Below are 15,077 nucleotides of genomic sequence, written 5' to 3'. Positions count from 1 at the left end.
GGCAGCGCAATGCATGCCGGGCTTTTTTTTGCGTTGGATCAGTTGGCTTTTCTGAGCAGGAAGTGCGACAGCGCCGGTATCAGTACCAGTGCACCGATCATGTTCCAGATGAACATGAAGGTCAGCAGGATGCCCATATCGGCCTGGAACTTGATCGGCGACCAGGCCCAGGTGATGACGCCCGCCGCCAGGGTAATGCCCACCAGGGCCACGACTTTGCCGGTAAAAGCGACCGAGTTCTTGTAGGCCTCGGTCAAGGACAGACCGGCACGCTGTTGAGCCAGCTGCACACTGAGCAGGTACAGCGCGTAGTCGACACCGATGCCCACGCCCAAGGCGATCACTGGCAGGGTCGCGACCTTCACGCCCATGCCCAGCCAGACCATCAAAGCCTCGCAGAGTATGGACGTCAGCATCAACGGCACCACGGCCACCACCACGGCGCGCCAGCTGCGGAAGGTGATGAAACAGAGCACGATCACTGCACCATAGACGTAGAACAACATAGTGCGATTGGCTTCGCGCACGACGATGTTGGTCGCCGCCTCAATCCCCGCGCTGCCGGCAGCCAGCATGAATTGACGCTCATCGTTGCTGTGCTCACGAGCGAAGGCCTCGGCGACCTTGACTACATGGTCGAGGGTTTCGGCCTTGTGATCGGCCAGATAGGCCACCACTGGCATCATCGAGCAATCGTTGTTGAACAGCTCAGGGTTATTGACCGAGGCCTGTTGCGCGCCGTAGTTCAAGACGTCTTGATTGCGCGCGATGGTCAGCATCTTCGGGTTGCCCTCGTAAGAGCCCGCCGTGATTTGCCGCACCGCATTAACCAGCGACACTGTGGTTTGCACGCCCGGTTGCTGCTGCAACAACCAACCGAGACGATCGGCCTCGACCAGGGTTTCGTATTTCAGACAGCCTTCGCTGGCGGTTTTGATCATCACGGCGAACTGATCGCTGGAGAGCGAGTAATTGGCGGTGATGTAGGCATTGTCGCGGTTATAGCGTGAGTCCGAACGCAGCTCGGGCGCGCCAGGGTCGAGGTCACCAATCTTCAACTGGGTGCTGACCATAAAACCGCCCGCTGCCAGCAGGCCCGCCACCACCACCGCCCCGGTTGCCCAGCGGCGTTCGGTGAAGCGATCGAGGAAACTCCAGAGATTGCCCAGGCCCTTGCCTTGCAGTTCCTTGTTTTCCTGGCGCAGCGTGCGTGCGGCCGCCTTGCGGCTGACGCCGCAATAGGACAGCAGCACCGGCAACAACACCAGGTTGGTGAAGATCAACACCGCGACGCCAATGCTGGCGGTAACCGCGAGGTCCTGGATCACCGGGATGTCGATCAGCATCAGCACGGCGAAACCAACCGCATCGGCCAGCAGTGCCGTCAGCCCGGCCAAAAACAAACGGCGGAAGGTGTAGCGCGCAGCCACCAGTTGATGGGTGCCACGCCCGACGTCCTGCATGATGCCGTTCATCTTCTGTGCGCCATGGGACACGCCAATGGCAAAGACCAGAAACGGCACCAGGATCGAGAACGGATCGAGTGCATAGCCCAGCAACGTGACCAGGCCCAGCTGCCAGGCCACGGCGATCACCGAACAGAGGATTACCAATGTCGTGCTGCGCACGCAGCGAGTGAAGAAGAAGATGATGGCGGTGGCAATCAGCGCTGCCGCGCCGAAGAACATCATCACCTGCACCAGGCCGTCGATCAGGTCACCGACCAGCTTGGCGAAACCGATTACGCGGATCTTGATTGGCCCTTTGCCCTCTTCGCCGGCACTGTGTGCGGCGCTATCTCCCTTGAACTCAAACTTATTGCGCAGCTGCTCTTCGAGCATGCGCGAGAAGGCATGGTAGTCGATGGCTTCGCCAGAGACCGGGTCCTTCTCCAGCAACGGCACGAAGATCATGCTCGACTTGAAGTTGTTACCCACCAGGCTGCCGACGATGCCCGAGCGGGTAATGTTTTGCCGCAGTTGTTCGACACCCTTGGCCGAGCCGTCATAGGCGTCCGGCATCACCGGCCCGCCCTGGAAACCCTCCTCGGTCACTTCGGTCCAGCGCACCGCCGGAGTCCACAGCGACTTCATCCAGGCCCGGTCCACGCCAGGGGTAATAAACAAGGTGTCGTTGACCTGCTTGAGCACCTCAAGGTACTGCGGGTCGTAGATGTCGCCTTCGCTGCTCTCCACCACCACCCGCACGGCATTACCCAACCCGCGCAGGGACTGGCGATTGTCCAGGTAGTTTTTGATGAATGGCTGGCTCTGCGGCAGCATCTTTTCGAAGCTCGCCGTCAGCGTCAGCCGGGTGGCCGCAAAATATCCCAGCAGGACGGTCACGACCAGGCAGGTCAGCACGACCAGCAGGCGGTTATTGAAGATCAGGCGTTCGAGCAGGTTGCCGGAGCGCGCATCAAAGCCCTTGAGCTCCTTGACCACCGGCATCGTATCGAGTTCGTAGGTACCCATATCTGTTCTTGTCTCTTTTGTTATACGCAAGTGGGCTTATTCGAGGGGCAGCTGACGCAGGCCGCGCGCGCCTACGAGCACCAGCGAACCGGAACTCGATACAGTGGCCGCGGCCACCGGCGCCAGGCCGTTTTGTGGCTGCAGTTTGAAACTGGCGCCGTCGTCATCGCTGAGCAGCACATGGCCGGACTGGCTGAGCAGAACCATTCGCCCGTCGGCTGTGACGGAACTGGCGGTGATGCTCAAAGGCAGGCCGAGCTCGACTCTGCTCCAACTAGTACCGCCATCGACGCTGCGATACGCATTACCACGCAGGCCGAAGACCAGCACGGCACCGGGCTTGCCGGTGATACCGAAGAAAGTGCCGTTGTACGGTGTGGCAATAGCCTTGAAACGCCCCGCTGCCGGGTCGAGCTTGAGCATCAGTCCTTGTTCACCGACGATGAATAACTCATTGCCGACCGGACGCAATGCATAGAGGTTCAGCGCACTCGGGTTATCCGTACGATCGAGCCAGGGAGTCCAGGTTTGCCCCCCGTCGTCGGTGCGGAAGATCAGGTTGAAGGCACCGACGATGTAACCGACGCGGTCGCTCTCGAACCACACATCGAGGAACGGTTTATCGGCGCCCTCCTCGATCATGCGTCGGGCCTCGGCGACCCGCATTGGCAATTCGCTGTCCTCGGGCTGCGCGGCGGCCAGCTGCTGGTAATACGCGAGCATGACCGGGCCGACTTGACGTCCATCAAACTGGCGGCTCCAGGTTTGGCCAGCGTCCCGGCTATGCAACACTACCCCGTCGTGGCCGACGGCCCAGCCTTGGAGCGGCGTTGGAAAATGCACGGCAACCAGGTCGGAGCTGACCGGTACTTGTGCCTGCTGCCAGCGCATACCGACATCGTCAGAGTAAAAAATATGGCCCCGTTGGCCTACCGCAACCAGGCGTTCGCCGGCAGCCGTCAGCCCCGTGAAATTGCCTTGCAGGGCTTTTTCCGTCTGGATCGCCGGTTTGTCGAGCGTATCGGTAAAATCCGCCGCTACGACAGCTCCGGCACAGGGCAGTACCAGCACCGAACCCAGTGCAATGAGCTTTATCCAATTGGAGATATTCATAGCTGTTTCCCGGAGAAAAAAAGCCATCGGGAAGCTCTACCGCTTCCCGATGGAAAGTGCCGCTATGGCGTTCGGTTAACGGATACCCGCGCCGGCCAGCGACTCCGGTGCCCATTGGGCCTTGGAGAGCGCTTCGATGTACTTGATGCCACCGTATGGACCATAGATGCCTGTGATGTTGTAACCACCCGAGACGAAGTCGTAGATCATGTGGTTATCCGAGTTCGGTGCCTGCACGTCATAGCTGTAAGCCATATGCGCGAAGGAGCCGCGGTAGAGTTTTCCGCTGGCGTCATATTCATCGGAGGCCAGGGCAATCCAGCTGTCTTCGTCGAGGTAGAAGGTGCGTTTGCTGTAGATGTGGCGCTTGCCCGGTTTCAAGGTCGCTTCGACCACCCACACACGGTGCAGCTCCCAACGCACCAGATCCGGGTTGACGTGGTTCGGCGTGGTGATGTCGGCGGCTTCCTTGTGATAGTTCAACTTGTAGGTGTTGTAAGGAACGACCATTTCCTTCTTGCCAACCAGCTTGAAGTCGTAGCGGTCCAGTGCACCGTTGAACACCCACGCATCGTCATAGGTCGAGGCTCCGGCCGAACCCGGGTTTGGCGTGTCATAGGCAATATCCGGTGCCAGTTTCACGCGCCGTTGCCCTGGCAAGTATTGCCAGCCGCGGCGCGGTTGCTTCAGCGGGTTGACCGCGTCGTTGAGCAAAATCGCCTCACCGGCGCGACGGGCCGGGCCCTGGTAATAGAGCTTGGTCTTGAAGAACAGATCACTCTCTTTCGCAGGCTCCGTACGGGCCGGATCGTAGAGCGGGTATTCGAGATAGGCGTTGCCGGTGGTGGCCAGGGTGGCGTGACCGGAACCGTCGACGTTCCACGAATCGTACTTGGAGTTGAGGGCAAAACCCTGGTAGCGCAACAAGTGATTCCACATGGCTTCATTGCCATCGTTGGGAATCGGGAAAGGCACGCCCGGCAGTGCGTTCTCCAGGGCTACGCCGCCCTCGAGCGCTTTGGTCCCCACGGCGTTTTTGGCAGTGTTGTCCAGCAGTCGTTGCGGCAAACCCACAGTACGATGGGTTGGGAAAACATCAACGCGAAAGGACGGGTAACGCTTGAGCAATTCCTGGGTCGTTGCCGTCAACTTGCCGGTGAATTCAGCGGCATTCTTGCCATTGATGACCATCTTCGGCTTTTCAGCCTCGAATGGGTCGGGACGGAAGGAGCTGCCCTTCTGAAAGCTGGCTGGCGCACTGGTCAGGCCTCCGCTGTAGGCTGGAATACTGCCGTCGGCGTTGCCGGCCTTTTCGGCACCGACACCGGTCAGCGTGGTACCGAGCCTGGCGGCCTGGTCCGGGGATACGGCGGCATGGGCGCCGCCGGCGATGGCCAGCGCCAGGGTGGTGGCCAGTACTGATTTGACGAATTTCATGGAATATCTCCTGTTGCTAAGCAACGGTTCGATCAGATAGTCGTTTTGAAGGTGAAAGTGACCATGCCGCGATCCTTGAGCTGCGATGGGGTTCCGCCGAAGGCGGTGGTTTGACCAACGGCGCAGTTGTACTGCCCGTTGGCGCCCGGTGCTGCGCCGTCTCCCGGATTGCCAGCGCTGCCGGCGGAGTCACAGGTATCGAACGGACCGAAGTTGTCCACGTACTTCAGGTCGAAGCGGTACTGGCTGCGCACATCCATGCCGATGCCGACCGAGTAGCTGCCGGCGTCCTCGTTACCGCCCAACTGGACGGCGGAGTTGCCATTGAGGCCGACGTTGTAGGTCATCGGCATGTACATATCGATGCCAGGGAACACCTGGTACCAGGTCGGGTTGAAGTTGACGCCAACGATGTAGTTGTCCTTGGTGACCTTGTCGGTGCCGTGGTACCAGTCCTCGCCCTTGAACAGCTGTTTGTTGTCAGTCACGTCCAGCCAGCGGCTGTAACCAAGTTCGACCAGCAGCGAGGCGCTGTCCCAGACCGGCGTATCGGCGAAAGTGGTCAGGCCATTGAGCACCGCGTGCACGGTGTTGCCGCGAGCCACCCCGTTGTCGCCGTTGAAGCTGCCGATGAAACCGGGTAACCCAGCGGCTGCAGCGACCGGGCTGACGGTCCCCGCCACGCTGGCCAGCGGCATGTTCTCGCGGTAGTTCAGGTCGAACCCGACGCTGACCCCGGCGATGCTCTTGGACAGGCTGATCCCGTAGATATCGATGTCATCCACATAGAACTGGTTGTAGCTGCCGATGTTGCCGGAGATCAGTTGCGCAGGGCCGACGGCCGTCGGCTGCAGCGCCAGGTTCGGCAAAATATCGGAGGTGTTGCGGTAGTAGAGACCGAGGGTGCCGTCCAGCCATTCCGGGCTCCACTTGGCCATCAAGCCGAAGTCGCCGTGCTTGTCCGGAGTGAAGGTATGGCCATTGCTCAGGCGCAAAAACTGGTTGGCACCGATCGGCCCGGGCGCACCAAAAAACGGGTTGACTCCGCCAATCAGCGACAGGTTATGCCCGCCGCTCTGGATGCCGTCGTTGAAGCCCAGATACGTGCCCGACTCCGGCAGGCGCGAGGCATCCCAGTCGAGAAAGTACTGTGCAGCGAGCGTGAGTTCCGGGTTAAACGTGAAGCTGGTAGACAGCTGATTGCGCGGAATGAACAACTCCTTGGCTTCGGTGCCCGGTACCGTCAGCGCCTTGGTAATGTCCAGGCCGGACTGGCCGTAACTGTTGCCGTGGGCAAAGGCCAGGATGCTTTCGCCCCAATACTGGGTGTGCTTGCCGAGCTTGGCGCTGAGCATCGACTCTTCGCCGACTTCGGTGCTGCCGAAGACAAAGGCATCGAGAATCTCGGCCGATGGGCCGTTGTAGTAGCGATCGACGTAGCCGCTCACGTGGCGCGAGTCCGGTACCCCGTGGTTGAGCTGGTTGGTTGCTGCATTGTCGCTGCCGACATCGTCGTAGGCGTGGTCGTACCACGTGTTGGCGCTGACGCGAAAGCCGGCCTTTTCCTTGTAAACCACGTCCAGCTCCGAGAGCACATCCAGGCGCTGAGACACCGCACTGCCCGAGGAGAAGTTACGGTCTCCGTCGTTGTTGTTCCACGAATTGGCCAACTTGCTGTTAGGGCTTTCGACCCGCTGGGCATAATTGAACTTGAAGGTGTTGTCGAAACGCACCGACAGGTCTTCATTCCCGGTAGCGATTTCCAGGGCTTGCACGGGTGCGATGCCCAACCCGGCCAGGATCGCTGAAGCCAGAAGCCCTCGACGGAGGTTTGCATGGCAGATTTTATTGTTGTTGATCATCGAACGGGCTCACCTTCTCTAGGGTTCACGAAAAGTCATGCATTGCATTGACAGGGCTCTGTCTTCAGGTGCGCTGCAGAATGGTTACCGATACCGAGCGGCCTAGCGCCGCACTGTGTGCCAGTGCCGTCCGGGCACCCATGACTTGGCCGGCCGGGGCCGTACCACGCAGTTGCCAGACCAGCTCGGCAATCTGTGCCAGCCCTGTTGCACCGGGCGCATGTCCACGCCCCAACAGACCGCCCGAGGGGCAGACGGCAACCTGTGCACCTCGGGCGTTGCGACGTTCGCGCACGAATGTGTCGATCTGGTCTTCCTCGCACAAACCCAAAGCGGCGCTGTTCACCATGAAGTCGCCGACACTCTGATCGTGCAACTCGACCACTTCGATTTCGTCGGCACCCAGTCCGGAGTGCTCGTAGGCTTGCTGGGCAACGCGGCGAGTCGCGGCGCGCCCCAGCACATCAAGCACATGGCCGGACTCCAGTTCGGAGGCGGTGTCACTGCCACGTACACTGGCCAGAACCGCGACTCCACCACGGGCGCCATAACGCGCGATGAACGCCGGGGTACACAGCAGGACCGCCGCCGCCCCGCATGCCGGTGGGCAGAGATAGGGCGCGAGCCATCCATCGCTGTCTGACGAACGATTCATTACGGCAAAGGGATTGCAGCGTGCCTGAACCCTGGCCTGACTCATCACCCGCTCGAAGCTACTTTCGGCTACACCCATTCGGGTCAACAACCAGCTTGTCTGGGCGGCGAACAACGCGGCCGGATGCTGGCGGCGCTCAAGAAAGGCCAGTGGATTGTTTCTGTAACCGAGACGGTCCCACTCCTGCGCCGGGCTTTCGTCCAGGCCGAAGAAGGCTCGATTGGAGATACCTGCAGGCATGCGCTCAAAACCCAGCGCGAGTGCGCATTCGACCTCACCGGACTGCACGCTATTGCAGGCCAGTTGGAATGCACTGGTGGCCGATACACAGCCATCGCTAATGGAGAAGATCGGAATACCGGTCAGGCCCATTTGCGCCAGTACTTGCTCTGCGCTGCCAGCCTCGCTGTACACGCAAGAAGAGAACACCTGGTCGACCAGATCGAAGTCGATGCGCGCATCCTCAAGCGCCGAGCGGATCGCCCGGCCGGCGAGAGAAGCGGCGCTATCGCGAGCGCTCAACGGGACGAACGGGGCCATGCCCACCCCCGCAATCAGCACTCTTTGACTCATAAGCCTGCTCCTCATAGCCGGCACGCGCCGGCAAGTCTTTTTGTTCAATGTCTGGACGCATCGCTACACCCACCGGGCTAACCCGACTCAGGAGCGAAACCTCAACCTGGAGCTCAGACTATTGCGTCAATGACCGCTAGCCACCCCCATCGTCAGGGGGGGAGCGTGGATTGAGACAGGGGGGCTGTTAGAGGGGGGGGTTGGCAGAAAGGCCAAAGGCCTGGCGTTAGCCAGTCAACTCGAGAATACCCAACATGTAGGCGCGATCCACGACATGCTTGCGAGTGCCTGCCTGGAATTTTCCGAAGAGGTTTTTCAAGTGCCACTTCACGGTTTCTTCACCAACATTCAACGCCTGGGCAATCTGCTTGTTCGACAGGTTGCGTGCGAGCAGCTGCAAGACTTCTCGCTCCTTGGGTGTGAGCAGGCGGCTGGGTGAAACAGAGCTTGGTGGGGCCTGCGGGCGCACTATCGGAGCGGCGTGAAGCGGGACCTCCACGGCCGGCCTGGTCGTTTCGCTTGTGATCTTTTGCGACCACTTGACCAGTTCGGGATGGGTGTCTTGAACAATGCGCTGCAGGCCATATTCCTCGGCCAGACTGATGGCCTCCAACAAGCAGGAAAGTCCGTCCCCTCCTGACTCTCTGAGTGCCAGTGCCTTGAGCAGTTTGATCTGAACGATCTCACGACCACGCCGCAGGCGCTCGGCAGTCTTGTTAACGGTGGCCAGTGCATCGAGCAAGGCCTGCCAGTCGCGCTGCACGAGAGCGACGTAGGCACTGGCCAGTCCGACCACCAAACCAAGCTCCGGCCCGAGCAAACCGCGTTGTTCACGGGCAATGTCGGGGACTGACTCGTCCAAACGTCGCCACAGTGCCTGACAGGTATCGACCCGGCCTTGCAGAGCGTGCATTCGAATCTGCTCACCCAGCGCCACCAGGCAGAAACGGACAATGCCACGGTCTTCGCCGAGGGCGAACAAGGCGTCCAGCAGGTCATCGCCACGGTGCGCCTGGCCCTGTAATACGGCCAGGCGGGCCGCGGTCAGAAAACCCATCACGATTGCATCCGGTGAAGCCAGTCGCTCGAGTACATCCAGCCGGTTAGCCAATACTGTCGCGGCTTCTCCAATTTCGCCGTGTTCAAGCAGCGCAGTGGCCAGGCCAGTCGCCAGGCCCACTGCCATCGGGCTGCGCCGACCCATGTCCTGCTCGGCACGCAGCAGGCTGTTTCGCAGCGTTGTTACCGCCTGCAAGATACGCCCCTCGCATAAGTAGCTCATGCCCGCGACCCACTCGCCGAACCCGCGAATCCCATCGAGGCCGGGGGTCCATGCGTAATAGGGCGCCCGCTGCAAGATGCGCCGGGCTTTCTCCGGCTGTCCCTGAAGCAGCGTCAACCGGGCAGCCTGGTTGGCGACAATGGCTTGCAGCTTGATCGAACCGGCTGGCGGTGCGTCCAGCCAAGGACCGATGATGGCCAGCGTGTCGTCAGGTCGGTCGGCAAAATAGGCCGCAGCGGCCGCTATCGCTGCAGCTTCGCAGTGCGTTTCCTCATCGGCGGTCGGGTCCTGCTGGATACGGGCAATAAGCCTGGCTGCCTCGATATGCCGTTCGCTCATCGCCAGCGACCATGCAGCCGCCAGACACATGCGCGGGCGGGACTCCACTTCCTGCGGTGGAATCTGCTCGATCCACTCCAGCACACGGCTGAACTGGCCACGCAGCATGATCTCGTACAGGCATTGTTCGATCATCTCGTAAGCCTGGCTGGTACGCCCCGCCAACAGGTATTGCCGCGCCGCTTCTTCGAACAACGCGTGTTCCTCCAGCCAACTCGCGGCACGCTCATGAAAGGCCTGGCGCTGTACCAAGGACAAATCGGAAAAACGTCCGAGGAGGAACTGCCTGGCCAGGGGATGAATACGCACCCACTCGCTGTCGACACTTTCGACGAATATTGGCGTTGAGCCGCAAAGCCAGTACAACATTTCACCCGCTAGCTCATTGCCAGTGAGCGCAACGCAGAGTGAAGGATGAACCATCTCCAACATGGCAATGCAAGTCAGAAAGTCGACCTGTTCGCCAGACAGACGGGCAACCAGACTATCAACGAAATAACGCTGAATGTCGCCCGAGCAGGCCGACAGTTGCTCGACGGCAGCGATCAGGTTGGGACTCTTTTCGATCGCAGCAATTGCCAACTGCAAGCCAAGCGGCCAGCCTTCCGTGACTTCATGCAAGCGTACGCAATGGTCGGAGTCGATGCGTGCACCAAAACGTTTGCTGAGTATCGTCACAGTTTCCTCAGTACGAAAACGCAGCACATCGGCCGATATCGCGACGTACAAACCTCGTGCAAGAAGATCAGCCACCTGCAGGCCAAGGCGTTTGCGCGACGCCATGACGATGCGTAAATTGGCCGGGGCATTGTGCAGCAGGTAGGCCAGAGAATGACGAATGGTTACCTCGGGCAGTGCATCCGCTTCGTCGAGCATCAACACGGTTTCGCTGCCAAGATCGGCCACTTCGGCCAACCATTCCGTCAGTCCTTCCAGCTCATCACGGCCACGGCCGGGCATGCGCTCAAGAGAGCCAGCGAAAGACTGCCGGCCGCTGCCGATGGCCATGGCCGCCGCCAACCCCTGGACAAAACGGGTGCCATCGTCATGGCTATCCAGCATCAACCAGGCCACCACCGCCCCCCGCGAGAGGAACTCCTTGCGCCACTGGGTCAGCAGGAACGTCTTGCCGAATCCGGCCGGGGCATGGACCGCGATCGCCACCTTCTCCGAAAGCTCTGGGCTGCCAATGCTCAGTCGCTCACGCACCTGGGCTGTTTTCGGGCTTCGAGGCGGGGTGGTCTTGAGGACTAGCTCGGGCTCTATGCGATCCATAATGGCAATTCCTCTCTGCAGCCCAATCCACTGCGCGACAGAGACGGGGAAGCGATGGCTACTGGCATCAATGCCTACTCATAGTGTTCTTGCACAGGTCATGCAAAGAAGCATAAGCATTTTCCGCTTTATCCAATGTAGTCGGTCGCAAGCACGACGACTACGTCGCTCCTGCTGAACGCTCCTCTGCTAAACGATAGTCCCGGAACTGCTCGCGCAATTTCATTTTTTGCAGTTTTCCGGTTGCCGTGTGCGGCAGCTCGGTTACGTAAGCTACATCTTCGGGCAACCACCATTTTGCCACCCGTGTTTCAAGGAAGCCCAGCAGCTCTTCCTTGCTGGCGGCCTTGCCGGGTTTCAGCACCACGACCAGTAGCGGTCGCTCCTGCCACTTGGCGTGAGGGATACCTATAACAGCCGCCTCCGCCACTGCCGGATGACCAACGGCGGCATTTTCCAGGTCAATCGAGGAGATCCACTCGCCGCCGGACTTGATGACATCCTTGGCACGATCGGTGATCTGCATGTAGCCATCCGGATCGATAGTGGCAATATCACCGGTATCGAGCCAACCGGCGTCATCGAGGATTGGCCCGCCCTCGCCCCGGAAATACTCGCTGGCGATCCAGGGTCCCTTGACCAGCAGATGACCGGAGGCCTTGCCGTCACGGGGTAACTCGACGCCCTCTTCATTGACGATCTTCATGGAGACACCGAACATCGCCCGACCCTGCTTCACCTGTAGATCCAACAACTCGTCGAGCTTCGCAACGCGATGTTTGGGTAGCAGGTTGCAGACGGTACCGAGCGGCGACATCTCAGTCATACCCCAGGCTTGCATCACCCGCGCGCCGAAACGGAGTTCGAAGGTCTCGATCTGGGTTCTTGGTACCGCCGACCCGCCGATTACGACGCGGTTCAGGCAGAGGTCGGTCGCGGGGTCCAAACCACGGGCCTCGACGTGCTGCTGTAACATCATCCACACCGTTGGCACGCCCAGTGCCAGAGTCACCTGCTCGGTACGCATCATTTCATAGATACTCTCGCCATCCAGAGCTGGCCCTGGCAGAACCATCTTGGCGCCGCTCATGGCCCCGGCATAAGGCATGCCCCAAGCGTTGACGTGGAACATCGGCACGACCAACAGTGCCGAGTCCGCTATCGAGAGACCAAAGCCGTCCTGTGTACACAGTGCCAGCGAGTGCAAAATTGAGGACCGATGCGAATACAGCACGCCCTTTGGATTACCCGTGGTGCCTGAGGTGTAGCACAGTGCCGAGGCGGTCTTTTCATCAAGGATTGGCCAGCAGAACTCACTACTCTGGCTTTCGATCAGGTCCTCGTAGCACAGCAGGTTTGGCACGTCGATAGCCGGCATCCCTGTGCGATCGGTCATGGCGATGAACGCCTTGACAGTCTTCATTCGTGGCGCAATCTGCTCGACCAGCGAGGCGAACGACAGGTCGAAAAACAAATACTGGTCTGCGGCGTGGTTGGCGATGAATTCGACCTGTTCGGGGAACAGGCGCGGGTTGATGGTATGCAGAACGGCGCCCATGCCCGACACGCCGAAATACATCTCCATGTGCCGGTATCCGTTCCAGGCCAGGGTACCGATCCGCTCGCCTGGTTGTACGCCAAGCGTCGTCAGGGCATTGGCCAATTGCTTGGCACGCCGGCCAATATCCGCATAGGAACAGTGGTGCATCGGCCCTTCGACCGTGCGTGAGGCAATTTCGCTCTGTGGATGCGACCTGAGCGCATGCTCAAGAACCGATGAAATCAGCAGTGGTTGATCTTGCATCAAGCCCAGCATGGCTTCGTGCTCCTTTCATATTATTGTTTGAGCGCAGCCGGACGGCGTGAAGTGTCCGCCGAAACCGCACCGTTTGTGGACCGGGCAAGCATAGGCACTTGCAGGTTTGCATTTACCCCCAGTGACGAGGGGGGAGACGCAATCGGTCATGGCTGGAATCAGCCCCCTCTCCAAGAGGGGGGTATTTATTGCAAGGTCGTCCACTATGGGGCCAGCACTCAATCACCACCCTACGGCGCAGATATGGTCGGCGGTCATGGTCTGCTTGTGGAAAAATCACAAAAGGTATTTCCCTTGAGAGGTAGCACCGGACGAACGCCGAATGCTGTGCCATTTGTATAACAACGAGGTATGCACATGGCCGAATACCAAGCCCCCCTGCGCGATATGCGCTTCGTCCTCAATGAAGTATTCGAGATCGCCAGGCTCTGGGCCATACTGCCGGCGCTGGCCGAGACCGTCGATGCCGAAACCGTCGAAGCCATTCTTGAAGAAGCCGGCAAGGTCACCAGCAAAAGCATCGCGCCGCTGAGCCGTGCGGCTGACGAAGAAGGTTGCCATTGGGCGGACGGTGCCGTCAGCACGCCGGCCGGTTTCCCCCAGGCCTATCAGACTTACGCCGAAGGCGGCTGGGTCGGTGTCGGTGGCGATCCGGCCTACGGCGGCATGGGCATGCCCAAGGCGGTCTCGGCCCAGGTCGAGGAAATGGTCAACTCCGCCAGCCTGTCGTTCGGCCTGTACCCGATGCTGACCGCCGGCGCTTGCCTGTCGATCAACGCCCACGCCAGTGACGAGCTGAAAGCCGCCTACCTGCCGAACATGTACGCCGGGGTCTGGGCCGGTTCGATGTGCCTGACCGAGCCGCACGCCGGGACCGACCTGGGGATCATCCGCACCAAGGCCGAGCCTCAGGCCGACGGTTCCTACAAGGTCAGCGGCACCAAGATCTTCATTACCGGCGGCGAACACGACCTGACCGAGAACATCATCCACCTGGTGCTGGCCAAGCTGCCGGATGCACCGGCCGGGCCGAAAGGCATTTCGCTGTTCCTGGTGCCCAAGTTCATGGTCAATGCCGATGGCAGCCTCGGCACGCGTAACCCGGCCAACTGCGGTTCGATCGAACACAAAATGGGCATCCAGGCGTCCGCGACCTGCGTGATGAACTTCGACGAGGCCGTGGGTTACCTGGTCGGCGAGCCGAACAAGGGTTTGGCGGCGATGTTCACCATGATGAATTACGAGCGCCTGGGCGTCGGCATCCAGGGCCTGGCCAGCGGCGAACGCTCCTACCAGAACGCCGTGGAGTACGCCCGCGACCGTCTGCAAAGCCGGTCGCCGAACGGCGCGCAGAATCAGGACAAGGTCGCCGACCCGATCATCGTCCACCCGGACGTGCGGCGCATGCTGCTGACCATGAAAGCCTCCAACGAAGGCGGCCGAGCCTTCTCGACCTACGTGGCGATGCAACTGGACACCGCCAAGTTCAGCGAAGACCCCACCACCCGAAAGCGCGCGGAAGACCTGGTGGCCTTGCTGACCCCGGTGGCCAAGGCGTTCCTCACCGACCTCGGCCTGGAAACCACGGTGCACGGCCAGCAGGTGTTCGGCGGCCACGGCTACATCCGTGAGTGGGGTCAGGAACAACTGATTCGCGACGTGCGCATCACCCAGATCTACGAAGGCACCAACGGCATTCAGGCGCTGGACCTGGTCGGCCGCAAGATCGTCGGCACGGGCGGGGCGTTCTACACCCTGTTCGCCGACGAAATCCGCCATTTCACCGCGACCGCCAGCCCAGACCTCGCCGAGTTCACCCAGCCGCTGAACGACGCGGTGACCACCCTCGACGAGTTGACCGCATGGCTGCTGGACCGGGCGAAAAACAACCCGAACGAAATCGGCGCCGCCTCGGTCGAGTACCTGCAAACCTTCGGTTACGTGGCCTACGCCTACATGTGGGCCCTGATGGCCAAGGCAGCTTTGGGCAAAGAAACGCAGGACGATTTCTACGCCAGCAAGTTGGGCACGGCGCGGTTCTATTTCGCCCGCCTGCTGCCGCGTATTTATTCGTTGAGCGCGTCGGTAAAGACCGGCAGCGAAAGCCTGTATCTGCTGAAGGCCGGGCAATTCTAAGTGGCTTAAAAAATAAGGCGTGTCATCAAATTGAAGACACGCCCTTTTGAGCAACACCGCCATAGTCCACGCCAACAAAGTATCAGCAATTCAGAGTCACCGACTAACCGGAGGC

Annotated in this window: 8 protein-coding genes; 1 reads left to right on the top strand and 7 read right to left on the bottom strand. The window is 60.3% G+C overall.

The features are described 5' to 3' along the window. Positions 1–38: 38 nt before the first annotated feature. From F8N96_RS04100 to F8N96_RS04070, 7 genes are all read right to left on the bottom strand, one after another. The gene (locus F8N96_RS04100) at positions 39–2,474 is read right to left on the bottom strand and encodes an efflux RND transporter permease subunit (protein ID WP_150796690.1); all 2,436 of its coding nucleotides are present in this window, start codon (positions 2,472–2,474) and stop codon (positions 39–41) included. Positions 2,475–2,510: 36 nt separating this feature from the next. Continuing rightward, positions 2,511–3,587: a WD40/YVTN/BNR-like repeat-containing protein gene (locus tag F8N96_RS04095; RefSeq protein WP_150796689.1), complete on the bottom strand. Its 1,077-nt coding sequence runs from the start codon at positions 3,585–3,587 to the stop codon at positions 2,511–2,513. 75 nt (positions 3,588–3,662) lie between these two features. Further along, positions 3,663–5,024: a DUF1329 domain-containing protein gene (locus F8N96_RS04090; RefSeq protein WP_150796688.1), complete on the bottom strand. Its 1,362-nt coding sequence runs from the start codon at positions 5,022–5,024 to the stop codon at positions 3,663–3,665. Between the two features lie 32 nt (positions 5,025–5,056). Continuing rightward, complete coding sequence (locus F8N96_RS04085) at positions 5,057–6,886, bottom strand: DUF1302 domain-containing protein (protein ID WP_150796687.1); 1,830 nt, start codon at positions 6,884–6,886, stop codon at positions 5,057–5,059. A 64-nt stretch (positions 6,887–6,950) separates the two neighbouring features. Further along, entirely contained in the window at positions 6,951–8,114 is a 1,164-nt protein-coding gene (locus tag F8N96_RS04080; protein WP_150796686.1) for a thiolase C-terminal domain-containing protein, read from the bottom strand. 226 nt (positions 8,115–8,340) lie between these two features. Beyond that, entirely contained in the window at positions 8,341–11,010 is a 2,670-nt protein-coding gene (locus tag F8N96_RS04075; protein ID WP_150796685.1) for a helix-turn-helix transcriptional regulator, read from the bottom strand. A 160-nt stretch (positions 11,011–11,170) separates the two neighbouring features. Further along, positions 11,171–12,826, bottom strand: coding sequence for a 3-(methylthio)propionyl-CoA ligase (locus F8N96_RS04070; protein WP_150796684.1), 1,656 nt, complete (start codon positions 12,824–12,826; stop codon positions 11,171–11,173). Between the two features lie 357 nt (positions 12,827–13,183). Between F8N96_RS04070 and F8N96_RS04065 the strand changes: the two genes are divergently transcribed. Beyond that, positions 13,184–14,962 carry an acyl-CoA dehydrogenase C-terminal domain-containing protein gene (locus F8N96_RS04065; protein WP_150796683.1) on the top strand — a complete coding sequence of 593 codons (1,779 nt, stop codon included), beginning with the start codon at positions 13,184–13,186 and terminating at the stop codon, positions 14,960–14,962. Positions 14,963–15,077 lie beyond the last annotated feature (115 nt).

It is taken from the genome of Pseudomonas fluorescens (assembly GCF_902497855.1).
GTDB lineage: Bacteria > Pseudomonadota > Gammaproteobacteria > Pseudomonadales > Pseudomonadaceae > Aquipseudomonas > Aquipseudomonas fluorescens_BI.
The sequence above is the reverse complement of the archived record's forward strand: the minus strand, read 5'-3'. Positions and strand labels throughout refer to the sequence as shown.